Source organism: Novosphingobium sp. BL-A-41-Hi4B-X5A (assembly GCF_055521705.1).
Window position 1 is genome coordinate 25578 of record NZ_JBVFVT010000004.1, and the last position, 25051, is coordinate 50628.

The following is a 25051-nucleotide window of genomic DNA, read 5'->3' on the forward strand; positions in this document are numbered from 1 at the left end:
TCAGACTCCGCCCTGCGCGGCGATGCGTTCGCGCCAGCGGCGAAGCCCGTCGCCTGCACCTTTTGCAAAGGTGAAGCTGTCGATGCCGTTGGCGATGAAGCGGGCGCCGCCATCGAGGAACTGCTGGACGAGCCGCTCGTCGCGCGAAAGGATCCCGGCCGGTTTGCCGGTTGCCACGATACGCGCCAGCGCCTCGCCGGTCAGCTTGAACAGGGCATCGAAGCTGCTTGCGCCCAGCAAACCTTCGGTCGCGGCCAGGTCCGCAGGTCCAAGAAACAGCGCGTCGATCCCATCCACCGCAGCGATCGCCTCAATGTTGTCGACGGCAGTCGCGGTCTCGATCTGGGCGATGATGCAAACCTGCGCATTGGCCTCTGCGACATAGGCAGGATAGCCACCCCAGCGTGAGGCGCGGGCACCGCCGAGGCCGCGTTCCCCAGCTGGCGGATAGCGCGATGCGGTCACGATCGCTTTGGCTTGTTCGGCGGTTTCGACCATCGGAACCATCAGGGTCTGCGCACCAAGATCCAGAACCTGTTTGATCGTCACCGAATCATGGCCGGGAACCCGTACAATCGCAGAACAAGGTGGAGTGGCTTCCACCGCACGCAGCTGCGCGACGATGCCGGGCAAGGTCTGCGGGCCGTGTTCACCGTCGATCAACAGCCAGTCATAACCCTGGCCCGCACAGATTTCGGCAATGTCTGGATGGGCCAGCGCCAGCCAGAAACCAAGCTGGACCGGACCTTCGCGCAAGGCCGCCTTGAAGCTGTTGACGGGTGTTTGCATTGTCGCCCTCTATACGAACCGGAACCCGATTGAACCAAACTCGCCGAAATCGGCGTTGAAGACATCGCCCGGCGCCGCTTCGACCGGACGCGTGAACGATCCGCCGAGCACGACTTCTCCGGCTTCGAGCGCTTGCCCCCAGGGCGCGAGCCGCCGTACCAGCCAGGCGACGCCGTTGGCGGGATGGTTGAGCACCCCTGCCGCAAGGCCGGTTTCCTCGATCACCCCGTTGCGGCTGAGCAGGGCGCCGATGCGGCGCAGGTCGAGCCCGTCGGGTTTCGCCGGCAGACCGCCGACGATGATTCCGGCATTGGCGGCATTGTCGCTGATCGTGTCCAGGACCTTGCGCGCGGCCCCGGTTTCGGCATCCTTGGGATGCACCCGTGTGTCGATGATTTCGATTGCCGGAACCACATAGTCGGTGGCGCTCAGGACATCGAAAATCGTCGTCTGTGCTCCTTCCAGGCGGCGCCCGAGCACAAAGGCCAGCTCGACCTCGACCTTGGGCGTGATGAACCGCGCGGCTGGAACGTCGCTGCCCTGTTCGAACACCATGTCATCCAGCAAGGTGCCGTAATCGGGTTCGGTGATCCCGGCTGCCTGTTGCATCGCGCGCGAGGTCAGGCCGATCTTGTGGCCACAAACGGTGCGCCCTCGCGCCAATTTGAGATCGACCCAGGCCTGGTTGATGCGGTAGGCATCCTCGATCCGCATGGCGGGATAGCGCGCCGAGAACGGCCGGACCCGTTCGCGGGTCTGCTCGGCGCCGTCGAGTTCAAGCGCCAGCTCGTTGACCAGTATGTCGCTGAATGCCTCCACTGCCATCTTGCAATCTCCCGTGGCATATCGTTTGGGAAAACTCATTGCACAATGTCAAACGATATCTTAGGCTCCGGTAAAAATGACCGTGAACTCCGGCAAAGAGTCTCGCGGATATTTCGTCAAGATCGCATGGGAGAATGTCATGGCTGCTGAAGGGGTTATCAGGGAAGAAAAGATCACGGGCCGGGGCTTGACCTCGCACACCCTCTTGGCGGGCGATCCGTCCAAGCCGGCAATTCTGCTGCTTCACGGTGCGGGTCCGGGCGCACATGCCGCATCCAACTGGTATCACCTGATGCCGGACCTCGCCGAAAACTTCTTCGTGATCGCGCCCGACCTGATCGGTTTCGGCCAGTCAGTGATTCCCGATCCGTGGCCTGACAGCGTGATGGGCTGGATCGGCACCCGGGTCGACCAGTGCTTTGGCCTGCTTGAGGCGCTCGGTGTGAAGAAGGCCCACGTTGTCGGTAATTCGATGGGCGGCGCGCTGACCCTGCAGATGATGAGCGAGGAGCCCGACGCGATCGACAAGGTGGTGCTGATGGGTTCGATCGGAGCCCCCGGCCCGCGCACCCCGGAACTGATCCGCCTGCTCTCGTTCTATTCCGATCCACGATATGCCCGCTATCGCCAGGTGATGCACAGCTTCGCCTACGATGCCGAGAAGTTCGAAGGCATGGAGGAAATCGTCGAGAACCGTTACAAGATCGCCACCGATCCGGGAATCATGAAGACCGCGGTCAAGATGATCGATTCGATGAAGAACGGCATTGAGACGCTCAACATGCCGCCCGAACTGCTGGGCAAAATGCCGCACGAAGTGCTGATCTTCCATGGCCGCCAGGACCGGGTGGTGCCGCTCGACACCAGCCTCTACCTGATCCAGCATCTCAAGCATGCCGAACTGTACGTTCTCGACCGTTCGGGCCACTGGTCGCAGCTGGAACGGTGGGATGTCATGCGTCCGATGATGGAAATCCATTTCGGCGCCCGCAGGTTCTAGGCGGTTGACCACGTTGCATGTCTGGTCAGCATTTTCACCAAGGTCCGCGATTGGGTACTTCGGCACGGTCGGACCAAGGCCCGGCCGTGCCGCCAGTGGGTGATGGAGCTTCAGTTCAGGTGGAGCAGCACGCGGCGGCGTTATGGGACTATTCCTTACACATTTATGCCAAGCCGGGTGTGGCAGCTTCCTGCCTTGCCTTGCAGGACCAGCATGGTTGTGACGTCAACACGGTGTTGCTTTGCCTTTGGTTGGCAGGGGCGCGTAGCGCCATTCTCGCTGTTTCGGACATCGAGGCCGCGCAGCACTCGGCAGCAACTGCGAATGAACGCTTCGTGCAACCGGTCCGTGCGGTGCGGCGCTGGATGAAGCAGTGGTGCCAAGGTACGCCTGAGTCGGAAATTAACGCCGCGGCTTATGCGGCGCTGAAGACGGCAGAGTTGCATGGTGAACGTCTGGTCCAGTCCCAAATGCTCGCTGGGCTGGACCTGGACCAGTTGACCCGTGCCGAGTCGTCCGAAGCTGCAGTCCAGGCAAGCTTTGCCAACTATTGTACCTTGGCGAGCACATCTGGCGGAGTGGCAGAGGAACTGGGTGAGCTTGTTGCCAGGGCCTGGCATTGAGCCAGTCCTGCCTGTCGGGCTAATTGCATTTGAGGAACGGGATATGGATCGGTGCCTGGATGGATCAGTTGTCGCGATCACTGGTGCCGGGCGCGGAATAGGTCGCCAACTGGCGTTGTATTGCGCGGCGCAGGGGGCGGCAATTATCGTCAACGATCCTGGCGTGGCGCAGGCGGGCAACGGCGGCGATACCGCATTCGCTCAGAACACCGCCAACGACATCATCGCTGCCGGGGGCAAAGCGGCGTCACCTCAAGGTTTGTTCGCCAGACAACGATTTCTCGGACATAAGCGGAACATGGGCTACGCTACACGCTTCAACCGCGCCATTGGCTCGTTGAGTGGGTGGAATTCACCTGCTGGAAGTCGCCTGGCCTGCTCCCAGAGGTAATCGCCGGTCAGACTGATGTGCGCCCAGCCCATCGGAGAAAGGTGCGCAAGCAGTGCCGCATCGAACGTCGTGCCGACAGCGTTGAGGTGCTGGGCGGCCCGGTCGAGATAGACCGTGTTCCAGTAGGAAATCGCCGCAATCAGCAGGTTCAGCCCAGATGCGCGAAATTCCTGATTTTCCAGCGAGCGATCGGTGAACCGACCCTGCCGGTTGGTATAGATGGCGGCGGCAAGCGTGTGCCTCGCCTCGCCTTTGTTGAGACCGGCCTGACAGGCACGTCGCAGTTCCGGTTGTTCAAGCCAATCGAGCGTGAACAAAGTGCGCTCGATACGGCCCAGTTCAGCCAATGCAAAATCCAGCCTGTTCTGGCGTTTGTAGGCGGCAAGTTTTCGCAAGATTACTGACGGCGCCACCGTGCCATCCTTGATTGAGGCGACAATCCTGACGATGTCATCCCAATCGGCCTCGATCGCTGCCGTTTTGATGGTGCGGCCCATCAGATTTTCGATGCCCTTGTATGTCGATGGCGCAGCGATCGAACCCAGCTTGCGGTCGCCAATATCGCGCAGCCGGGGCGCGAAGCGGAACCCGAGTAGGTGGCAGAGTGCGAAAACATGATCGGTGGCGCCGCCGGTATCGGTATAGTGCTCATGCAACGGAAGGTTGCCGGCGCCCAGGACAAGCCCGTCGAGCACGTAAGGCGCTTCACCTGCCGTCGCGGACATGATCCGTGATCCGAATGATGCGAAGTGATCGGAAAGGTGAGAATAGATTTTCACGCCAGGTTCGGCGCCATATTTGGCATTGACGTCCGCCGCCCCTGAACGGCTCCGCCCCGACCGGAAGAACTGGCCATCGGACGACGAACTGGTGCCAGCGCCCCAATGCCGCGCGAAGGGTAATTCGTGATGGGCTGAGATGATCATGGCCAGCGCGGCCTGATAGTTCTCGGGTGAAAGATACCAGTTGTGGGTCCATGCGAGTTGGGCATAGCTGACGCCTTCGCTGGCATTGGCCATCCGCTCCAGCCCGAGGTTGGTGCCATCAGCCAGAATTGCGGCGAGTACCGTGCTGGGGTTGTCGTGCTCCTTGCCTGAGCGCAGGTCACGGAATGCGTTCAAAAAACCAGTGCGTTCGGCGACTTCAAGCAGCAGCTCGGTGATGCGCACGCGGGGAAGCAGGGTATCGAGCTTGCGATCGAGGGCTTCAGCTTCCGGTGGGGTGACAGGCGGCATTTGCTGAAGCTTGAGCCGGTCTCGTTCGAGCGACACTCCCTCAAGCTTGTTTGTTTTCAACTGCTTGGCAAATCGGCGCAGCCGCCAGTCAAGATTTCGTGCCCGGTCAGCGAGGTAGGATGCAGCATTTGAATCGAACGGAAGCACATCCGCCACTTTGGCGGCGTCGCGCCGACCCAGCAAATAGGCATCGAAGCGCTGATAGTTGCGGGTTCCCTCGATCCATACATCACCGGCGCGCAAACGATCACGCAAGGTTGCCATGATCGCAATTTCATAACGTCGGCGGTCGATACGGCCGCTTTCGGTGATGAGACGCTTCCACTGCCGATTGGGGAATGGCAGTGGAACGCCATCGGGAAGGTCGCGCGACTTTCGTGTGTTCGCATCGCGAATGACATCGATGGCTTTGATCAGTGCCGTCCCTGTTCCAGACGCCTTGAAGGTGAAGGCGTCCAGAAATGCCGGGCTGAAACGCCGTAGCGTGGCGTAACGCTCGGTTGCCGTTACCAGTGCGTCCTCGCCGGCAAGATCAGCAAGGGCATCTACTTGGGCCTTTGCCGCAACAAGCCGGTGCCAGCCCACCGCTTCGTCAATCAATTCGAGCGGATCGCCGCCATTCTGGACAGCCTCATCAAGTGCTGTAATCGTGGCGCCAAACAGCCGCATGAGTTGCCCCACCGACTGAATACTATCTTGGTAGCGACGCTCGCGCCCACGCCGCGCGCGCGTGAACATGCCGCCGATAAGTCGGTCAAACATTTGGATCGCGGCATCGGCAAGTCTGGCCTCAAGGTCGATCACTGCGGCCGTCAACGTCGCCCGCCTGCGATTGACGCTGTAATCCGAAAGCAGGAATGCCGGTGCCACGCCGCCCTCGCGGACAAATTGGGCAAAGCGGAATTCCGGAATGGCGCCCCCAACTACCGGGTGGATACCTATGCCGCGAACATAGCGCAGGCGCTCAAGCAAGCCATTGATATTGGCCGCAGTCGGGGCTTCTTCGAAATTACGCAACCACGCCAGCGGTGTCATGCCGAAATCCGGGTTGTTGATTACGAGTTCGTCTAGCCGTGTCAGTTCAGCAGAGCTGAGGCCTTCGACGATTGCGGCTGCGGCAGCTTTGCGTGCGCGTGCCCGGCCAGCAAGACCGGCGCGTTCCAGTGTGTCGCCTGACGGAAGAATGAACCGCTCACCCTTCAGGCCAACCATGAGGGCGCGAACAATCGGTTCACCTCTGTCTGTATACTCGGCGGCTTGCGCGGCAAGATTCAGGGCAAGTGCCAGGTCGCCGCGTCGAAACGGGCGTATGCCAAGATAACGCGCCACGAGATCGGCATGATCGGTACGGGTTTGCGCGCGCTGACCATATGCAGAGAAGGAGGAAGGATCGACGAATAACTGTGCCGCGAGGTACTGAAGAATGACGTCGGGAAGCCCGATCTCGGGTTGCAGACCAAAGCCGGGATGTCGCATCAAAGCGATTTGTGCAGCCAGACCGAGGCGATTTGCTGGACCATAGCGGCGCCCAACCAATTCAACATCTTCCGCAGAAAGGGTATAATGCCCAATGATCGCGGTTTCTTGGACAGGAGGATCGAACAGGCGCCGGCGCTCGTCTCCGGTCAGAAGTCGGCGTCGTGCCATTTTGCTCTCCCGCTGAGGCGAATAACAAAATTGACACCAAAGCGGCTTGCACTGGAGGGAGGCCATTCGTTGCCGGTTGATCCCCGAGCAATCACCCGGCGCAGCAAGACAGTTTGGCGACATCCTTATCAAACGTTTGGGCCGCCAGTTTGAGGCCTTCCACAGTGGTCAGGTAAGGAAATATCGTTGCACCCAATTCCAGGGTGGTCATGCCGTGTTTGATCGCCAGCACCAGTGTCTGGATCGAATCCGCGCCTTCGGGTGCCATGATCTGGCCGCCCAGCAAACGGTCGTTCGCCTTGTCGGCAATCAGTTTGATGAGACCCCGCGTATCGCGTGCTGCCAGTGCCCTTGGCACAGCATCGAGCGGGAGCAGCGAAACCTTGATGTCCAGGCCTTGCGCCCGTGCTGTCGTTTCAGTGAGGCCGGCGCTGGCGACTTGCGGGTCGGTGAAGACGACGGATGGCATGGAGGAATTGTCGTAGCGGTATTGGTTGCCCGTCACCGCGTTGCGCGCGGCCAGTTTTGCGCCATAGGCGGCCATGTAGACGAACTGGTCCCGTCCCGTTACATCGCCCGCCGCGTAAATGCCTGGAACCGACGTTTCGAGGTGGTCATCGACGACGATTCCACCATTACGGGCAAGCACTATGCCGCGCTCCTCCAGCCCAAGCCCGTCGCTATTGGGTCGGCGTCCGGTGGCGATGAGCACCTGTTCCGCCGCGACGGTGTCACAATGCCCCTCGCAGGTCAATTCGACCCCGCTCTGTGTTTGGGCGATACGCTGATAGCCGACACCTGCGCAAACCCGCACGCCCTCGGCTTCCAAATAGTTTTTCAGCGCGGCACTCACTTCCGGGTCCATTTCGGGGAGCAGGCGGCTTCGGCAGCAGATGGTGACATCAACGCCCAGACGCGAAAACATCTGTCCCAGTTCTACCCCGATCACCCCGCCACCGATCACCAGCAGCGATTTGGGCAAGCGATCCAGCGCCAGCGCCGATGTGCTGGTTAGGTAGGGCACGCTGTCCATCCCCGGAATCGGCGGCACGGCGGCGTGCGCACCCATCGCCAATATGACCTTGCCGACCTTCATGGGCGCATCGCCGACAATCAGCGCACCATCGGCAAAGCGTGCCTTGCCCTCGATATAGCTCACACCGTCATAGGCGGGCAGCAGATCGACATATTTTTTTTGGCGCAGCGTCGTGACAAGATCGTTCTTCGACGCCGCCAATACGGACCAGTCATCCATCTGGACAGCGCCCCCAAGGCCGGGAAAGCGCGCGGCGGCAAGCCCACCATGCACCGCTTCGGCGGCGCGGATCAGCGTCTTGGAAGGAACGCAGCCAACATTGACACAGGTGCCGCCAATCGTGCCGTGACCGACGAGCGCCACTTTCGCGCCCAGATCGGCAGCGGCGATCGCGGCGGAGAACCCGGCAGAACCCGCGCCGATGACGGCCACGTCAAATCCTTCCTGCCCGGGGCGGTTGCAACAGTCGTTCATTGCTTATCGCTTTCTTGAGGCGCTGGCGGCGCCCCGCTCAGTTTTGAATAGCGCGCGCCGGATAACCCGCGTTGGTTGATGCAGCGGCAATCGCAGCAGCATTGGTGCGGCGCGGGTTATAGGTTGCGCGCGCGGTCTTGGCTGCGAAATCGACCGTGACCGCCGTTACCCCGGCGACGCCTTCCATCGCCTTCTTCACGGTGATCGGGCAGGTGGCGCAGGTCATGTTCTCTATGGCAAAGGTGGTTTGCTTCTGAGCGGTTGCGGTAGCCGCGGGGCGATCTTGCGCCGTGCCACTAACTGCATAGGCGACCCCGCCGCCAGCCATAGCCAGCACGGCCATAGCGATACATACTGTCTTTTTCATGGGTATTTCCTTTCAATAGAACCAGGGTGCCCACCAGTCGATGGTAAGCGCCAGGATGGCGACGGCAAGGCCCAGCCACAGCACCGCCTTGGTGGTCCAAGCCGATTGTGGACGAGCGCAGTAGGAACCGTCTTCACAGGGCGGTTTCGGCTTGAAATAGACATGCCAGAAGCCGTAGCCGAGCAGCGCGAGCGTTACGCCTGCGACATAGGGCTTGTAAGGTTCGAGCGCCGTCAGGTTGGCGATCCACGCGCCGGAAATTCCGAGCATAACCAACAGTAGCGGGACGACGCAGCAAGCCGAGGCGAGCCCCGCGCCGATCAATGCGCCCGCCGCAACCCAGTTTGCCTGCTTCGGCTCGTGGTTTTCGGTGAGGGCTGGCTGTCCCGCTTCCGGCGTTGAGACCATGGCTTGAATCCCTTGTTCCAACTGAGTGATTCGCAGTGTAGGCTCTGTAGCCACTACAGACTCAAGAGGTATTTTCATGGAGCAACAGGTCGGCATCTTGCGTGCCCAGCTTGCCCGGAAAACAGGCTGCAATCTCGAAACCATCCGCTATTACGAGAAGGTGGGATTGCTGCCGGGGCCGCCTCGCAGTTCCAACGGCTACCGCGTCTATTCGCCGGAACTGGTGCAAAGGTTGCAGTTCATCCTGCGCGCGCGCGACCTTGGCTATGCAATGGATGAGATACGGTCATTGTTGTCGCTCACCGATACCGGTGCACAAACCTGCGCGGAGGTTATGGCGAGAACCGAACTCCACCTTGAAGATGTCCGCCGCCGCATTGCAGATTTGCAGAAGATAGAGGTGACGCTGGCGACCACGTTAGCCAGATGCACTGGAGATGACGTTGCCGAATGTCCCATCCTGGAAGCACTCCAGTTTTTACCCCATCAAGGCAATTGACGCCATCTTTGAGGGATTTGATTTTGTGATGTCAGCTTGGAGTATAGCCTAACTGGACGTCAGGGCGGTACTGCGGTTTCTGTCAGATTAGGGTGATAAACGGAATTTGTTGACGAATTTCGTTACGTATCATAGATTTCAACCTGACATTTTGATGGAGAGAGTGCGCAGTGAAGGGGCAACGGATCGGCTATGTCCGGGTCAGCACGTTCGATCAGAATGTGGATCGCCAATTGGAAGGTCAGTCGCTCGATCGGACCTTCACCGACAAGGCATCGGGCAAGGACGTCAACCGCCCCCAGCTTGAGGCTCTGCTCACTTTCGCCCGCGAAGGCGATACCGTCGTCGTCCACAGCATGGATCGGTTGGCCCGCAATCTGGATGACCTGCGCAAGCTGGTCCAGGGCCTCACCAAGCGAGGTATCCGGATCGAGTTTGAGAAGGAAAGCCTGTCCTTCTCGGGGGAGGACTCCCCGATGGCCAATCTGATGCTCTCGGTCATGGGTGCGTTTGCTGAGTTCGAGCGCGCTCTGATCCGCGAACGGCAACGCGAAGGCATTGCGATCGCTCGGCAGCGCGGCGCCTATCGGGGGCGGAAACGGTCGCTCTCGGATGAGATGATTGCCGATCTGCACCGCCGCGTTGCCGCCGGTGAACGCAAGGCGACCATAGCGCGCGACATGGGCATCAGCCGCGAAACCCTCTACCAGTACCTTCGCGCCGCTGCCTGACACCAATGTTCACATTATGTCCGGAAAATCGTTGTTCAGCGTACAAAGCTTGAGGTGACGCCAGCAGCTCGACCTCTCGGTGATGGATTTTTCCGAAATCTACGCGGAGTTCGTCGATGCGGCGAAGCTCCCCGACGAAGCCGCCACGCTCATCGAAATCCAGGCAAAGATCGAGGCCTATTATGCCGCGCACAAGCCCTGAGCCCGCCACGAATCCTGTGCCCGAAAGCGGCGCGCGCGTGGTCGCGTTCGGGGCCTACGCCGCAGCCCCCGATCTGACCGTGCTGGAGTTCTGCGTCGGCATGGCGCTCGCTCGCAAGGGGCCGCTGACCGCGCGCGGGATCGCTGCCGAAATCTCGGCCTGGTTCGACCACCCGGTTCGCGCGCGCAGCCTCAGCGCGCAGCTCGATGCCATCGTCCGGCGGGGATGGGCGCGACTTGAGGCCGGAACCTACACGATCGCCGATGCCGGGAGCGAGGCGCTGTCCGGCTTCTACTGCGCGCTTGTACGCCTGCTCGATGGCGGCCGCCGGCTGCTCGACCTCGGCGTCTTCATGTCACTGATCAAGGAATTCGAGAGGAGCGGATCATGAACCACCGCCAATGCATTGCCCTGCTTGCCGCCTCCAGCGTCGCGCTTACCGGGACCGCACCGCTGCGCGCCTCCGAGGGCGACGGTGTCGAGGTGCGGCAGTCCGAGGACGCGCTCTACTGCAAGGAGAGGAAGCTCGGCACCTGGTTCTACTGCGAGAAGCCCAAGGAGGAGCCGCGCAAAGCTGCTGCTGCGCAGCCACCAGCGCGCGAGCGACTGGCCGCAATCGGGACCCAGCTTGAAGAACTGAAGGCGCGCGCGATCCTCGAGCCGAGCCCGGAGAACGTCACCGCCTATGTCCGCTTCCAGCGCGAACAGCTCGACCGCTCCTCGATGTTCGCCGACGTCTGGCAGCGCGCGCTGTGGCAGGATCCCGGGCTCGACTACACGCTGCAGCGCCCGGTCTCGACGCTCGGCAAGCGCGCCTGGATCGACGAGCGCAAGACCGACCGCGACCGGGTCATGGCCAATCTCTCGCAGCGCTACGGGGTGTTCTACTTCTTCGCCTCGAGCTGCGGCGCCTGCGACATCTTCTCGCCGATCCTCAAAGCCGTCTCGGACAAGTACGGCCTCGCGGTGCTCGCGGTCTCCACCGATGGCGGACCTTCCTCGACCTTCCCCGGCTACATGGTCGACAGCGGGCAATACGAGAAGCTCGGGCTTGGCACCGACCGCCAGGTGCCCGCGCTGGTGCTGTTCGATTCAGTCACCAAGCAGCCGATGCCGATCGGCTACGGAATCCTCAGCCAGGACGAGATCATGGACCGCGTCTTCCAGCTGACGCAGGTCAAGGTGGGGAGCGACTACTGATGCGCGCCCGTCGCTTCGCCCGCCGCCTCCATGGAGCCTCGCGCCGCGCACTTGGCACAGTCCTCGGTGCCGCGGTTCTGCTCGCTTCGCCCACACCCGCCTCGGCCGGGGTCGAAGGCGAGATGCAGAGCTTCATGTCCGACATGGGCGTCCAGGCCAATGTCACCGGTCCCAGCGCCTACCAGGGCCAGTCGGCGGGCTATTATTCGATGGGCTCGGTCTGGTCGCGCTTCCCGCAAAAGAACATCCAGCCCTTCAACCTCCAGTTGCCCCACGCGCGCGCCGGGTGCGGCGGCATCGACCTCTTTGCCGGGTCGTTCTCGTTCATCAACACCGCCGAACTTGTCGCCATGCTGAAAGCGACCGCGAACAACGCGCTCGGCTTTGCCTTCAAACTCGCGATCGACACGATCTCGCCCGAGATCGGCAAGGTCATGGATGAGCTGGCGCAGAAGGTTCAGCAGATGAACCAGATGAACATCTCGTCCTGCGAGACCGCGCAGGCGCTGGTCGGCGGCCTCTGGCCGAAGAGCGATACGGCGAGTTCGGTCATCTGCGAGGCGATCGCCAACAGTCAGGGCGCGGTCTCCGACTGGGCCCGCGCGCGCCAGCAGTGCAACAACGGCGGCCAGCGCGAAGCCTTGAAAAGCGCCAATTCCGACCCGGACATGAAGGAACAGGCCGGGATGCCCAACAATTACACCTGGGCGGCATTGGGCAAGAAATACGGTGGGTTCGACACCCAGTTCCGCGAGTTCCTGATGACCCTCGTCGGGACCGTGATCTACGATCCGGCCGGTAATGGCGGCAAGCCGAGGGTCCAGTTCATCGGCCCGGCCGACCCGGCGCTGATCAGCGCCATGCTCGACGGCACCTCTTCCACCCCGCACAAATACTGGAGCTGCGGCGGCGATAGCGCCAAGTGCATGGCGCCGAGCGAGATCGACATGGTGATCGGGCCTAATGCAGCGATCAAGGCGCGGGTGCGCACGCTGATCGAGAGCATGGCCTTGAAAGTGCGCGATCCCGGCGCCTCGTTGACCCCGGCCGAGATCCAGCTCCTCGGCATGGCGAGCGTGCCGGTCTACAAGATCATCACCGTGAGCGCAGCGGCCGAGTTCGGCATCTCCGCGCAGGAGATCAACGACCTTTCCGAAATAGTCGCGGTCGATCTCGTCACCACCATGACCATGCGGTTCATCGACATGGCAGTGAACGCGCGTTCGGACTTCAACGGGGCTGATGCGGATAGCTTACGCGAATGGCGCGAGGGGCTTTACGAGACCCGGCGCAATTTCCTCGGGATCGCGGCGCGCACCTCGCAGCGCTTCGACCAGACCTTTGCGCTGATCCAGCGCACGCAGATGCTCGAAAAGACCCTGCGTACCCAGCTCTCGCCCCAGATGTCGGCCGCGCTGCGCTTTTCGCGCACGCTCGGCAGCCAGGTCCAGTAAGGGGCGGCGGAGATGCTCGAGGTCTTCACGGTCGGGGGCGGCGACTACCTCGTCAACACCTTCAACGCGATCGCCGCCTGGACCGGCTCGGGCGGGTTCAAGTCGCTGATCCGCGTCGTCATGGTGATGGGGCTGATCTACGCGCTCCTCATTACCGCGATGGACCTCGACTGGCGCGCGTGGTTTCGCTGGTTCATCCAGTCGACGCTGATCTACACCGTGTTGATGGTCCCGACGGTGACGGTGAAGGTCACCGACCGTGTCAATCCCGGGCTTGCGCCCGCCACGGTCGCCAACGTGCCGATCGGGCTCGCAGCCATGGCCTCGTTCACCAGCCAGATCAGCGACTACCTGACCCGCACGGCCGAGACAGTCTTCGTCATGCCTGCTGCGCTCAATTACTCGACCGGCGGCTTCGTTTACGGCGCGCGGATGTGGGACAAGGCGCGCGGGTTCGAGATCCGTGATCCCGTGTTCAAGGCCAACCTCGACGGCTACCTCAAGCAGTGCGCCTATTACGACATCCTGCTTGGCACCAAGAGCCTCAAGCTGCTGAGCGAAGCGCCCGACCTCTGGGCCGAACTCGGGGTCAATGCCGCAACCAACCGCGGCATGAAGTACCTGACCGATACCGGCACCGGCACGGTCGATATCGAGGGCAAGACCTGTGCGCAGGCCTGGACGCTGATCAACAACCAGTGGGACAACCAGATCAACGCCTATGCGCTGCCATTTGCGCATACGATGTACCCCAAGCTCACCGAGGCCGCGGCAGGGGCAAAGCTCGCCGCCGACGTGCCGGTGGTCTCGCAATTGCTCACCGGCACCGCGATGACGCGTAACCAGTTCTTCAAGCAGAAGAGCATGGTCGACGCTTTCGAGGCCGCCCAGCTCGACTTCGGCAATGCCGATGCCGATTCCTTCGCGCTCCAGCGCGCGGACACCCAGACCCGCAACGCGATGACGACGGCAGCCGAGCAGGGGCTCATCTGGATTCCGGTGCTTGGCGTGGTCCTGACCGTGGTCTTTTACGCTCTGTTCCCGATCGTCTTCCCGCTGCTGTTGTTCCCGCGCACCGGCATCGCGACCCTGAAGGGCTACTTCTCGGGCTTCTTCTACCTCTCGGCCTGGGGACCGATCTACGTTCTCATCCACTCGTTCATCATGGACCGCCTGGCCTCCCAGACCGCAGCGGTTTCAGCAGGCAGCGTGAACCTCGCCAACTGGGCGGGAATCGATGCGGTTAATCAGGACATCGCCACGATGGCGGGGTTCCTGATGCTCTCCGTGCCGATGCTCGCGCTGATGGTCATGCGCGGCACCATGTCGGTCGCCAACAACCTTGGCTCGATGCTCGCCCCGGTCCAGGCTGGCTCGGATGCCGCGGCGATCGAGCGGACCACCGGCAACTATGCCTATGGCGATGTCAGCTATGGCAATCTCAACGCGGACAATCGGCAGATGTCGCAGTGGAATCAGGCCCCCAACCTCCTGGCAGGCGCGGGCCACTCGGGCTTCCGCGAAGCGGACGGGCGCATGTTCAACGAATATGGCTCGGGCCATTCGGTGATCGACACCAATGCGGCGATGTCCCAGTTGCCCTTCAAGCCCACCATGACGCGGGGCTATGCGACGGACCTCAGATCCCAGGGCCAATGGTATCTCAACGAGGCCGACAAGATCGAGAACGGCACCTCGAGCAGCTGGACCAGCTCGAAGGGCCAGTTCGGCAGCGCGGTCACCGCGACCAGCGACGTGACAGGAGCCCGGCGCGAAAGCGGATCGCGCGCATCGGACACTCACAATGTCGGCGGCAACGTCGTCGTCGAACAGGCCAAGGGCAGCTCGACCCGTGATGTCACGAACAATGATCTTATCCTGCGCGAGGGCAATTCACGTTCGTCCGGTGATTTTGCGAGCCGCACTTTTGGCTCGTCCGCGAGCCTTACTGGATCTGGAACGCTGGGAACGCCTGGCAAAGACATTGCGGGAAGTGGCGCCTCAGCAACGCTGCAGGGCTCCATTTTCGGTCGGAAAGAGGTGGGCGACGATGCTCGTGCCGGCACCGAGCGTTCAGCAACGAACCAGACCACGCGCGGCACCGACAAATCCGACGAGACGAGCGATCGCATGGTGGTCAGCGGGTCGAGCGGCGATATCCAGTCTTCGGGCACCTACAGCCAGAGCTCGGACTACACTGACCATAGCCGCTCGCACACCACCACCGATGGAAGTGATTGGCGTGTCGCTGAGGCCGAGGAACGGCGCGCCGCTGCTGCTCGCTATCGCGAGATAGGCAGCCGAATGATGTCCGAAGCGAGCTACGCCGAAAGCCACGGCTTCCAGATTTCGAGCGATATGTCGAACCTGATCCAGGACCGCTATGAGGCCCTGCAGCGCGAACACCCCGAGTGGCACTTGCCCGATCTTTCCAATCCGCGGCTCGACTATCGGGATGTGACGCGGCGCGACCAGGCCATCACATATATCATGGACGACCTGATGGGCGACTTGCGCGCTCACCGGATCGACGAGCTCAGCGACATCGCCGGGATCGCAGGCAATGGATCGCTGGGGACCAATACCGATCTCGGCATGCCGCAAACCCCTTCGCTTCCATCCCCCCGCGCAGAGGGGCTGGTGCCTTCGCCGCTCGAAGGCGGCACACTGCTTGCGGTGCCCAATGGTCCGGTCGATGGCGCCGCGCTAGCGCGCGACCTTGGCATCAAGGTCAAGCCGGGGGCAAGGCTTGGGCATATGGATGGGGACCTGGTTGCCGCGATGGGGGCGGTGGCTGAGGAAGCCCGCTCGCTCGGTCTGCCAACCCCGGTGGTGACCTCGGGAAATGACAGCACCCAGCACATGGCCGGGTCGGCACATTATGACGACCGCGCCCTGGATTTTAGAGGCAACAACATCTCCGACGAGCAGGGCGAACGCTTGGCATCACAGGTCCGGTCACGGCTTGGCGACGGATATGCTGTTCAGTTCGAACGCTTCCCGGACAAGCCCGAGCGCGACCACCTGCATGTCGCTCGGAGGCGGACTTGATCGCTTAGCCAAGCATATGGGTCTGCCATGCGAAGAAGCCGACAAACGCGATCATCATCAAAGCCAAGATAACTCTGAGATGCGGAATGCCGCCATTCTCAGACGTTGGAGTCTTGGGAAAAGCAATGCCTGTCACAGGGTCGCAGTCGGCCCCGCGACAAGAGATTGGCATTCCATCCAGTCCGTAGCGATCATGGTCCATCGAGGGTCTCCTCGCCCTGGCCATGATTACCCCAAACAGACTGGATTTTCAATCATGTGCCAGCAACAGGTCGAGCCCTCCGCACAAGCCTAGAACCCCCTTTCCTCGCAGCGCTGCGGCGCTGGAGGTCAGGTCCCTTTGCTCGGATAGCTCTCAATCCTTGCCGTGCCGGCGCGACGGATCTGCGTGGCGGCTTCCTCGACATGGAACGAGACCGCATCACGCGCGCGCAGGGTATCGCCCGCCTTCATGTAGGCGACCAGACGGTCGTGCTCGACCAAGGAACTGCGCGCTTCGTCGAGCTGGAAGTAGTTGGCGCCTGCAATCCACACCGCCGGCGGAACCGCCTTGCCATAAGCCGCAAGCGCCGCCCGATTACCGCTCAGACGGACGAGTTCGAGGTGCCACTGATAATCGATGTAGGCCCCTTGGAGCAGGTTTGCCGCATCCATGTCGTCATAGGCCTTGAGCGCCGAATTCAGCGCCTCGAGATGGCTGAAATCCGTCTTTCCGTGACAAGCGGCTACCTCGGCTGCCGCCAAGGCCTGGATCGCACCGGCCAGAGCCAGGTGCTCGGAGATCCGGTCAACGCTCCAGTCGATGATGGTGTAGCGGCCATGGTCACGCGCAATGAGGCCAAGATCGGTGAGTTCAAGTGCCAGGCGCTCTGCCTCGGCGGGATCGCGACCCTGAAGGCCGGGAATATCGACCGCGCTGTCATAGCGCCGCCGCTTGCGGGGCTCGCGCAGCACGGCAAAGATCATCTGCGCCGGGCAGGCAATCGTTGTCATGACTGGCAATTTTGCTTTGGCCACTGCTGCCCCAAAAACCCGAACGACGACCAAATGGGGATAATGCGAAGCTCCCGGATTCGGAAATCAAAACGATGTTGTGCTAGGAAGTACGAAACAATGCGGTGAGCCAGAACTCACCCATGAGGGAGGTCGATTGACCAGAGCACAGTCCCTTTCTGAACTCATGTTCCTCGAATTGAGGTTCGGGGTGCTGTCTGCGCGCTACCTTCCGGGGCAGTCGATCAGCAAGGCCGAGGTTGGCGAAGTCTACGATTGCCGCCCGGCCGGGGTCGCCGAAGTGCTGAGTGCTCTAGCTCACGAAGGCTACCTGACCCGCCAGGGCCGGAGCGAATTTACCGTGCGCACCTGGGGCCGCGAAGAGGTCGAGGACCTGTTCGAGATGCGCGCCAATTTCGAAGGCCTCGCTGCGTTTCGCGCGGCTGAGCGGGCCAGCGATGCCGAGATCTCTCTGCTTGCCGCGCTCGCCGCCGAAGCCCGGGAAGCGACGCCCGAGGGTCCGGATTCACTCGAGCGCGTGGTCATCGAGAACCTCAGGTTCCACGTCGAGATCATGCGCATGTCGCGCATCCCGCAAATGCCGGAGATGGCGCGCATGGTGCTTCCCAATGCGCTTCACCGCCGGATCGTCTGGTCACAGCGCGCCGAAGATGCCGAACAGTCGTTCCGCATGCACCAGAAGATCGCGTCCGCCATCGCCGAGCGATCGGGCTCGATGGCGCGGCTGCTGATGCGCGAGGACATCTACTCGTCGCGCGAGGCGGTGTTGGCGGCGATTGAAGACCTGGCCGGGCGCGAAGCGGGCGAGGCGGCGACGATTGTCCGGTTCGCGCCGACCTTCGAGTTCGAGGGCAGGCTCTTTGGTCAGGGCACACGTGAGCCGGGCGCCGATGGCCGGACGATCCCGTTCGGAGTTCCGGCCGCCAACCTCAGATAGCCCTAGTTTGTACCTGTCTTGTCACTGTCTTCGGGCAGGCGATTTCTGTCCGACGCGAGCTGTTCGAGGACGCCCTGCATCAGGGCCGATGCCTTCAATAGCCCGGCGGCGTTCAGCACATTGAGGAAGTCCCGGGCATCTGAGGTGATCAGGTCAAGCGTGCTTCGATCGATCAGCAGTCGCTGCATTCGCATCAAGCCGCCCCCGAGCCAAAATCCAAGCAAACGATTGTTGAAACTTGGGAATCTGTCAATATTGCGCCAAGTTAAATTTGCCGAATAATGTCTCTGAAATGGTGCAATTTAGGTAGGCACCCTTATCACGCAGCGCTTCGACTACTCGAGATCACATCGGCTGCTAATTCCGCTCCCGGCCCGTCATGACGATGGATACCTGTAGAGTACAGTTTGCACGTGCGCGCCGAGCCGAGAATTCAATCAATCGCGGCGCAGAACTCGACGTCGATCCGGTCGGGCTGTACGATCTTGCCGCGCACGCTGACCTGTCCCTCCAGTCCTTCTGGCACCGATTCCTCGCCAAAATGCAGCCGCCAGGCAAGGCCGTCGGCATCGCGCAGGATCGGTCCGCGCGGTCCCGCCTCGATCGTTCCGGTTATGGTGTTGGCCGTGCGGCGGGCAGGGAGGTTCATGTGCTGGATCGGGTTCGAATTGGGTAGATTGCGTGCCGGAGCACTTGTGCGGACACGTCGGTGTCCATAGCAAACGGCCGGACAAATTCCAGCGTTGCATGTGCGTCATCGCGGCATCGCGGCCGAATGCTGGGCGACAGGCGATATTGCCGAGCGTGTCCCGCTCCTGGCCAAGGGCTTCCTAGCCTTGCGCTTTCGGTTTGTCCGAGGCTTGAGTTTGACGTCGATCTTTCCCGGGCGCGCAGCATTTTTTAGTTCCTTCAGAAATGCGGCAAGGAATGAGGGATTCCTCTGGACCCAGGCCTTCAAAATTTTGCCGAGGCCGCTGCTTGCAGGGGGAAGGGCCTTGTGTTGTGTCACCCATGCAATCATCTCTAGCTGCCGTTGTCGGCGCGAGGCGTCCCGTTCGACATAGGAAATCCCCTTCGGAATCAGGTCGGGACGGACCCGCTCGATCCGCTCCCGCACATCGGGACGGGTCTTTGAACCAAAAGGCGAGAGCCAGCCACTCAGCCGATTTCGGTCGGCCGTGCCTTGCGCAGGTGGCTCTTCGCCGCGTTCGATTAGTCCGACTATCCGCTCGATGTTCAAGTCGGTTTCATGCTTCAGCCGCATGCGCCTGTCCTGCTGCGGCTCATATTGTCCCAAGACGGCCAAGCGTGCCGCGAGATCAGGCCGAAAGTAGGGGCCAGTTGCAATCAAAGCGCGAGAAAACTGCTGCCCTTCAAAGGTCCTTTGCGACGGACGCGGTTTGCCTGCCTCGATCGCTGCGACAATGGCATCGTCCCGGTCCATCCGGTCGAGTACAACATCCGACAGAACACAGCCCCACCTGGTCGCAAGAGCAGGCGTGGCCCGGTTGAGACGGCGATGAAACATCAAATCATGGAGAGAATCCAGTTTGGTGCAGCAGCGCCGCAGAGCGTTGACCACGGCAGGCGGATAGTCTTCTGCGCGCTGGCCCTGCTCAAGCCCTTCCAGGAAACGCTCCGCGAGTTCGGCTACAACAGACTCGTCCAGTTGTTCGTCCGGCTTGAGGAAAGCGGCATCGAGCGTTGCTCGGCTGACTTCGGCATATCCGGCAACCTGGTCGAACTCGAAAAGCGGCACATGTGCGCGGGTGATTGCTTCGCCCGTCCAGGAGCCCTGCGACCAGAAGCTGCGCGGCCCGCCGCCGACGCTGCCGCTCATCGCGTTGGCAATCGCACCTGCCTCGATAATTGCCTCAGCTGTGAACTGCGCACTGGGTATGTCCGCACGAAGCGCGGCCTGTACCCCCCCGAGAAAGGCCTCGGATAACTGGCTCGCTCGGGCCCCGGCGACTGTCTTAACGTCGACCGCATAGTAATACTGACTGCGCGGCTTGCCTGGGGCCTTGCGCGTTAGCCGACCGATCTTCTGAACCGTTGCGCGCAAATTGCGCGGCGACCACGAACAATCGAAACCCAGACGCAGCCCCGGTGAATCGAACCCTTCGCGGAGCCGGAATACGACGCAAGCAACCCTGACCGAGCCGTCCTCCCTGGCAAACGCCTCTCGCGCCGCAATACCGTATTCCATTTCGGCGACGCTATTGCCGGGATCATGGATGATGGCTTCGGCGCGTTCCCCGCTCGGGAGCCGGTCGGCGATGTATTGCGCACATTCACGAGCATAGGTCTGATTGGGCAGCCAGAACATCGCGCGTTCGGACATATGTCGCTGCAGATAGACGTCGGCGAGAAGGCGGATGCGATGGCGCACAATGGTCGAAACGTCAGATGGACGCAACGAGCGGTCGAGCAACTTTTCGACCTGACCAGAAAGGTCATCATAGGCGAGCTCGGCACAATCCTGCTCAACTACGAAGCTTTGCCTCGCAAGCGACGAAAAGGCGGCCCCCGAGCTCTTTTCCAACTGTGCGACCGCGGCTCGCAATCTGAGACCGCAGTCGATCCGGACAATGTCCGTCGCATTGAGCAGTTCGAGATTGAACGCCTCCTGCATTCGCAGGACCGCAGAGCAACCCTCCCGAACTCCAAGTACCGCCTCGTTGACGTCCCAGGGAGTTGCCGAAACCCAGACGACTTTCCTTGCTGTCGCGCGGATTGCCTGAAAGGAGACATTGCTGTCCGGCCCATCGCCGCCTCCGATGTGGCATTCATCGACAAAAACCAGATCGGGCGAAGCCGTGCCCACGAGTTCCTGGAGCCGGCCTCGCCGGACTGCTTCGCGATAGGATTGCCACGTTGTGCAACGCCATGACGCGCGGTTGGAGATCACGCCAGCGGCAGCGAAGGCATCAAACTGACGGGAAGTCTGGTCAACGATATCAACGCTATGCGCAAGGTAGACCTTGGTCTCCTCTGCGCGGAGCTCGCCGATAAGCGCCATAGTAAGGGTCTTGCCCGATCCGGTGGGGGCCTCAAGATAGGCATGGCTCGAGGTTCTGAGGATCTCGGCGACCCGTGCTGCAAGGCGCGTCTGGTCAGCGCGTGGCTGCCATAACGCCTTGCGCCGCCTATTGCGGGCGACGGAGGTAGGCGGGGCATCGGCAGTAGCGAGCATTGGATCTCTCCTGGTTTGTGCGTGGCGAAGGCAGCGCCCAACCGGTCGACAATGAATGAGCGGGTCGGCGCGGCCCGGTGGGAGGTGACCCGGACCGCGCCTTCCCGATCAGGCGTAGACTGCGCGGTCGACACACTCGATGCAGTCGACTTCGCTCCCTTCGCTGACGGAATGATGATGGGCGTGCGTGTCCTCGTCCGGGCAATCCGAACAGAGGCCTTGCACTTCATGCTGGGCGCGCGGCACGCCGGCCTTGGCATCCCCTTTGCGCGCTTCGAGCGCTTCGCGCAGGCGCGCGAGCTTCTGCCGGACCTGCTCGGTCATGGCCTCCCTGTCGGTTGCCCGCTGCGCGGCGGCGGGGGTCGCTGCGGTCGCCGCCGGCTCCTGCGAGCTCGGATTCGCCGCGAGGGCAGGGGTGGCCGTTACCGCAAGCAACGGCAGGACGAGATAGAGAGTACACTTCATCATCATTCTCCTTGGGTTTTCAGAAAAAGCCGGTCCGCCGACCGAACGAGAGGTCGGCTTGCGATGAATCCCCGAGCGCCGACCGGCGCACGCTCAGGGTGACACCCCGCTTGCCGCGGGCGCGGAAGTGGAGATCTGATGGATCGATGTTGTTGCGCTCGGCCCAGTCCTGCGCGTCGCGCTCGCTGGCAAAGTCGCCGATTTCGTCATGCTCGTAGGCCATGGTCAGTCTCCAGGATGGGCAGCCGGGGGAGGGGTTGGCGATTGAGGAAGGGACGGGGCGGCCTCAGCGAGGAGCGCGACCACCGTTGCCGCGAGCGCGACGGCGAGCATCGCGGCGATCGCCAGGCCGCGCACCGCCGGCTCGGAAGACAAGAAAACCAGCACCGCCAGCCAGACCAGAGTTGCCTGCGCGCGATCGAACACGCGGCCCGCGGCGTCGGGAGAAAAGGCAAACCGAGCCCTCACAGGTCGAGCCCCAGCGTCTTTTCCGGGCGCATCTGCTTCACCGGCGCCTCCGCCACCTTGCCGAGCACTGCGTCGAGCTTGGCCTTGAGCTCGGGGCTCATGCGGAGTTCGGGCACCTGCCGGGTATCGATCGGGTTCACATGGCGCGGCTCAACCTCGACCTTACCGGTGACTTCGAGCGCTGAGGTCTTGTTGCCGGGCGTGCGGTCGAGTTGCTGTTTCAGGCCTTCGAGGTTGTTGGTGACGACGGTCATGTCGTCAGTGGCGCGGGTATTGAGGACGTTCTGCGTGCGCTGGGTGGCAAGGTTGCGCTGGGTCGAAGAGATGACCTCGATCGCCTGTGGCTTGGTCATGCCCTGCGCCATGTGAGCGTTGAGCGCATAGCCAAGGTCGAGACGGCGCAGCATCGGATCGCCGGGGACCAGGACAAGCTGCCGCTTGTCCGCAAGTTCGACCCGGATGCCTTCTGCTCGCGCCTCGAGCACGGTGGCGTAGGTCGACTTGGCAATGTCTCGGGACCCGTCCTTGTCACGCCAAAACACGGTTTCGCCGTCGTGGAGGCGGATCTGCTTCTCTTCATGAAGCCCGAGCCGGTCGAAGCGGTGATCGGGATTGATCCGGTCAGGATCGATGACCTTGCGCTTGCCATCGCGCTCGAGCACGACCTTGCCGTCCTTGCGCACCTCGCTCACCCGGTATTCGCCGGCCTTGAGGCCGATCTCGCGCACCTCCATCCGCGCCTCAAGCACCTGACCCACCCGGTAGGTCGAGGCGAACCGCAGCTCCTCGCGGGTGGCGTTGACGCTCTGGAGGGTCGCCAGCGGCACGCCCGCGCCGCTCAATGTCCCTTCCTTGAGCAACCCCGCCTGGACCCGAGCGTTGATCTCGGCGCGATCGTCACGCCCGGCGGTGAAGATCGCGGTCGCTTCGCGCTTGTCGGGTTCGAGCGAGAGCCACAGCTCGGCGGCGCGGGCGACATGGTCGGGCCCTGCTTCGATTACGCGGCCGTGCGCGGCAAGCAGGTCAAGTGCGAGGCCGGCATGGCCCTCGTTCGAGAGCCCCGCAACTGCGAGGAGAAGCGGCGAGTTCTTCTGGCGTATGTTCTCATCCATCCGCACGGTCGCCTGACCAGAGGCCTGCGAGACCGCGAACATCTTGCCCTGCTCGATCGCCGACAATTGCTGGCGGTCGCCCATGAACGGCGCCTTGGCGAGGTCGAGCTGCTCGGCGAGCGTCACCAGGCGCAGCATGTCGCGCGAGGAAACCATCGAGCTTTCGTCGGTGATGATGACGGTATTGGCGAGCGCAGCCTTCGCTGCCTCGTAGCGCTCGCCGCTGCCTGCAGCGGCCGCCGAGCTGTAGGTATTGAGGAACCGGGCGATGGTATAGGCTTCGATCCCCGCCTCGCGCATCTGGTCGGCCGACATGCCCTGACCGCCGCCACCGCGCAGATCAGCGACCATCTTGTTCTGGAAAGCGAGCCCGACAAGCTTCACGCCTTCCGCGTCCAGCACCTTGTCGAGTGCGCCTAGCAGGGTGGATTTGCCCGCACCGGCGACGCCCTGGACGTTGAGGAAGCGATCGCCGCCTGAGAGGATCGCCACGCCCGCCGCGAGTTGGCCTTCGTTGAGTTGCCAGGTGTCCACCCCGGCACGCTCGCGCCCAAGTTCACGCGCGGCCTCCTGCAGCCGGGTCATCGCCGCCTCGGGCGGCATGAAGGCGCGGCCCTCGCCATGACCCCGCTCGATGGTGTCAAGGATGCGTTGCTCCATGGCCAGTGCGGCCGGCGTGGTCACGAGATCGGAGTGCCCGTCGAGCCGGTCCGACTTGCCGGGGATCAGGTGCCCGTCGCGAATGAGCTCGCCAATTCGCTGGACCACTGCGCCGCCCTCGAGGCCCTTGATATGGAACCCCAGCGCGCTCGCCAGGATTGCCTGCGGCGAGAACGCTGCCTCGCGCTCGGAGAGATGACGGATCGCCGAAGCGGTGGCGTGCTGAGCCTTGATGGTGGCGGCCGACAGGAACAATGCTGCGGCCCCGCTCACGGCAAGCGGACTTGGGGTGCGCAGCGCGGCGTTGATCCGGGTCGAAACTTCGCCGATCGCGGCCGTGGCCGTCTCGCGGAAGCTCGGCCGCGCCTCGACTTCGGCGCGCGCCTTGGCTGCGGCAACAAGAGCCTTGCCGTCGAACCCGAGCTCGGCCGCGCGCTGCTGCCAGCCCTCGACCAGTGCGCCGCGATCCTCGACCGCCAGCTTGGGATCGCGGGTATAAAGCGTGATCTGCTTCTTGGTTTCGAGGCGGGTTGCCCCGACCTCGGCGATCTTCGCCTCGATCTCGGTGGTGCGGGTCGAGAAGGCCTTGATCACCTCGGCGGGCACGCCCTTGATCTCGAACGACCCGTGTTTGCCGGCAGCCTCGGTTTCGTAGCCGAGCTTCTGCAACTGGGCGCGGAAGGCGGCGTGGTAGAACTGGCCGATCGTGGTGTTGTTCTTCCAGATCTCGCCGTTCCACAGCGCCTTCCAGGTGCCCTTGGGATCGCGAGTCAGATTGGCGACGACGGCGTGGATATGCCCCTGCGGATCGAGCGCGCGGCTCGTATCGTGGGCGAACAGGGCATAGACGAGGTTACCGGTCTTCTGGGGTTCGCCGCTGCGGCTGCGCTCATAGTTGCGGCTCTCGGCGAACTGCTTTTCGACAAGCTGCGACATGGTCGATTTGACCGCCGCCAGGTGCGCATCGATGATCCGCCGGTCGCCGCTGACCAGCGCCAGGATCGAGGCAGACTTGGGCATCGAGAAGGTGAGATCGAGACCCAGGCGCCGACCTTCGACCTGCCCGACCATCTCGCCGTCGGGCAGCCGCCCATTGAGCACGCCCTCGAACGCATCGCGCTCGACCTGCCCCTCAAGCCCCAGCGCGCGCGCACCTTCGCCGCCCCAGACCCCCGCTTCCGCGTGCTCATCGGCCGAGTAGTAGTTGTCGTTGGCGAAGTAGTCGGCAGCGCCGCTCGACGACCGGACGGAGGCGATCGAGTGCATG

Annotated in this window: 24 protein-coding genes; 9 read left to right on the top strand and 15 right to left on the bottom strand. The window is 62.4% G+C overall.

Going from position 1 to position 25051, the window contains the following annotated elements; all coding sequences use genetic code 11:
* Together ACZ1JY_RS20735 and hpaH are read right to left on the bottom strand one after the other, a co-directional pair.
* The gene (locus ACZ1JY_RS20735) at window positions 1-789 is read right to left on the bottom strand and encodes an HpcH/HpaI aldolase family protein (protein WP_010891051.1); all 789 of its coding nucleotides are present in this window, start codon (window positions 787-789) and stop codon (window positions 1-3) included.
* Between the two features lie 9 nt (window positions 790-798).
* Complete coding sequence (gene hpaH / locus ACZ1JY_RS20740) at window positions 799-1614, bottom strand: 2-oxo-hept-4-ene-1,7-dioate hydratase (RefSeq protein ID WP_010891050.1); 816 nt, start codon at window positions 1612-1614, stop codon at window positions 799-801.
* Window positions 1615-1753: 139 nt separating this feature from the next.
* Between hpaH and ACZ1JY_RS20745 the strand changes: the two genes are divergently transcribed.
* Both ACZ1JY_RS20745 and ACZ1JY_RS20750 read left to right on the top strand, forming a co-directional pair.
* A complete protein-coding gene (locus ACZ1JY_RS20745; protein WP_010891049.1) occupies window positions 1754-2614 on the top strand; it encodes an alpha/beta fold hydrolase in 861 nt (286 codons plus the stop codon).
* Between the two features lie 119 nt (window positions 2615-2733).
* The gene (locus tag ACZ1JY_RS20750) at window positions 2734-3237 is read left to right on the top strand and encodes a TIGR02444 family protein (RefSeq protein ID WP_011906638.1); all 504 of its coding nucleotides are present in this window, start codon (window positions 2734-2736) and stop codon (window positions 3235-3237) included.
* A 303-nt stretch (window positions 3238-3540) separates the two neighbouring features.
* On the opposite strand, the gene ACZ1JY_RS20755 is transcribed toward ACZ1JY_RS20750, so the two are convergent.
* From ACZ1JY_RS20755 to ACZ1JY_RS20770, 4 genes are all read right to left on the bottom strand, one after another.
* Window positions 3541-6510, bottom strand: a complete 2970-nt coding sequence (locus ACZ1JY_RS20755) for a Tn3 family transposase (RefSeq protein WP_014072601.1) — start codon at window positions 6508-6510, stop codon at window positions 3541-3543.
* Between the two features lie 91 nt (window positions 6511-6601).
* A complete protein-coding gene (merA, locus tag ACZ1JY_RS20760; RefSeq protein WP_465131575.1) occupies window positions 6602-8020 on the bottom strand; it encodes a mercury(II) reductase in 1419 nt (472 codons plus the stop codon).
* A gap of 37 nt (window positions 8021-8057) precedes the next feature.
* Window positions 8058-8387, bottom strand: coding sequence for a heavy-metal-associated domain-containing protein (locus tag ACZ1JY_RS20765; protein WP_004213249.1), 330 nt, complete (start codon window positions 8385-8387; stop codon window positions 8058-8060).
* A gap of 12 nt (window positions 8388-8399) precedes the next feature.
* Window positions 8400-8795, bottom strand: coding sequence for a mercuric transporter MerT family protein (locus tag ACZ1JY_RS20770; RefSeq protein WP_014072602.1), 396 nt, complete (start codon window positions 8793-8795; stop codon window positions 8400-8402).
* A gap of 76 nt (window positions 8796-8871) precedes the next feature.
* On the opposite strand from ACZ1JY_RS20770, the gene ACZ1JY_RS20775 reads away from it, so the two are divergent.
* The 6 genes from ACZ1JY_RS20775 (at window position 8872) to ACZ1JY_RS20800 (ending at window position 15932) form a co-directional block, all read left to right on the top strand.
* Window positions 8872-9294 carry a MerR family transcriptional regulator gene (locus ACZ1JY_RS20775; protein WP_014072603.1) on the top strand — a complete coding sequence of 141 codons (423 nt, stop codon included), beginning with the start codon at window positions 8872-8874 and terminating at the stop codon, window positions 9292-9294.
* Window positions 9295-9464: 170 nt separating this feature from the next.
* The gene (locus ACZ1JY_RS20780) at window positions 9465-10025 is read left to right on the top strand and encodes a recombinase family protein (RefSeq protein WP_004213255.1); all 561 of its coding nucleotides are present in this window, start codon (window positions 9465-9467) and stop codon (window positions 10023-10025) included.
* 182 nt (window positions 10026-10207) lie between these two features.
* Window positions 10208-10618: a hypothetical protein gene (locus ACZ1JY_RS20785; RefSeq protein ID WP_010890972.1), complete on the top strand. Its 411-nt coding sequence runs from the start codon at window positions 10208-10210 to the stop codon at window positions 10616-10618.
* Window positions 10615-11427 (top strand): thioredoxin family protein, encoded by an 813-nt coding sequence (locus ACZ1JY_RS20790; protein ID WP_010890971.1) that lies wholly within the window; start codon window positions 10615-10617, stop codon window positions 11425-11427. Before ACZ1JY_RS20785 ends, ACZ1JY_RS20790 begins: the two co-directional genes overlap by 4 nt.
* Window positions 11427-12881 carry a conjugal transfer protein TraH gene (locus tag ACZ1JY_RS20795; RefSeq protein WP_010890970.1) on the top strand — a complete coding sequence of 485 codons (1455 nt, stop codon included), beginning with the start codon at window positions 11427-11429 and terminating at the stop codon, window positions 12879-12881. Before ACZ1JY_RS20790 ends, ACZ1JY_RS20795 begins: the two co-directional genes overlap by 1 nt.
* A 12-nt stretch (window positions 12882-12893) precedes the next feature.
* Window positions 12894-15932 (top strand): conjugal transfer protein TraG N-terminal domain-containing protein, encoded by a 3039-nt coding sequence (locus ACZ1JY_RS20800; protein WP_122129309.1) that lies wholly within the window; start codon window positions 12894-12896, stop codon window positions 15930-15932.
* A gap of 4 nt (window positions 15933-15936) precedes the next feature.
* Here ACZ1JY_RS20800 and ACZ1JY_RS20805 read toward each other — a convergent pair whose 3' ends face one another.
* Both ACZ1JY_RS20805 and ACZ1JY_RS20810 read right to left on the bottom strand, forming a co-directional pair.
* A complete protein-coding gene (locus ACZ1JY_RS20805) occupies window positions 15937-16134 on the bottom strand; it encodes a hypothetical protein (protein ID WP_122129310.1) in 198 nt (65 codons plus the stop codon).
* Between the two features lie 128 nt (window positions 16135-16262).
* Complete coding sequence (locus ACZ1JY_RS20810) at window positions 16263-16925, bottom strand: FCD domain-containing protein (RefSeq protein ID WP_011906606.1); 663 nt, start codon at window positions 16923-16925, stop codon at window positions 16263-16265.
* Between the two features lie 187 nt (window positions 16926-17112).
* Here ACZ1JY_RS20810 and ACZ1JY_RS20815 point away from each other — a divergent pair, with 187 nt between their 5' ends.
* Window positions 17113-17883: a GntR family transcriptional regulator gene (locus ACZ1JY_RS20815; RefSeq protein ID WP_041551555.1), complete on the top strand. Its 771-nt coding sequence runs from the start codon at window positions 17113-17115 to the stop codon at window positions 17881-17883.
* Between the two features lie 2 nt (window positions 17884-17885).
* Here ACZ1JY_RS20815 and ACZ1JY_RS20820 read toward each other — a convergent pair whose 3' ends face one another.
* The 7 genes from ACZ1JY_RS20820 to mobF form a co-directional block, all read right to left on the bottom strand.
* The gene (locus ACZ1JY_RS20820; protein ID WP_041551553.1) at window positions 17886-18071 is read right to left on the bottom strand and encodes a hypothetical protein; all 186 of its coding nucleotides are present in this window, start codon (window positions 18069-18071) and stop codon (window positions 17886-17888) included.
* Window positions 18072-18316: 245 nt separating this feature from the next.
* A complete protein-coding gene (locus ACZ1JY_RS20825; RefSeq protein ID WP_010890961.1) occupies window positions 18317-18532 on the bottom strand; it encodes a DUF5818 domain-containing protein in 216 nt (71 codons plus the stop codon).
* 105 nt (window positions 18533-18637) lie between these two features.
* Window positions 18638-21079 carry a DEAD/DEAH box helicase gene (locus tag ACZ1JY_RS20830; protein ID WP_010890960.1) on the bottom strand — a complete coding sequence of 814 codons (2442 nt, stop codon included), beginning with the start codon at window positions 21077-21079 and terminating at the stop codon, window positions 18638-18640.
* A gap of 108 nt (window positions 21080-21187) precedes the next feature.
* Window positions 21188-21544 carry a hypothetical protein gene (locus ACZ1JY_RS20835; RefSeq protein ID WP_010890959.1) on the bottom strand — a complete coding sequence of 119 codons (357 nt, stop codon included), beginning with the start codon at window positions 21542-21544 and terminating at the stop codon, window positions 21188-21190.
* Window positions 21545-21563: 19 nt separating this feature from the next.
* Window positions 21564-21767, bottom strand: a complete 204-nt coding sequence (locus ACZ1JY_RS20840; protein WP_010890958.1) for a hypothetical protein — start codon at window positions 21765-21767, stop codon at window positions 21564-21566.
* Window positions 21768-21769: 2 nt separating this feature from the next.
* On the bottom strand, window positions 21770-21970 hold the full coding sequence (locus tag ACZ1JY_RS20845) for a hypothetical protein (RefSeq protein ID WP_234007470.1): 201 nt from the start codon (window positions 21968-21970) through the stop codon (window positions 21770-21772).
* 38 nt (window positions 21971-22008) lie between these two features.
* Window positions 22009-25050: a MobF family relaxase gene (mobF, locus tag ACZ1JY_RS20850; RefSeq protein ID WP_010890957.1), complete on the bottom strand. Its 3042-nt coding sequence runs from the start codon at window positions 25048-25050 to the stop codon at window positions 22009-22011.
* Between the last annotated feature and the right edge of the window lies 1 nt (window position 25051).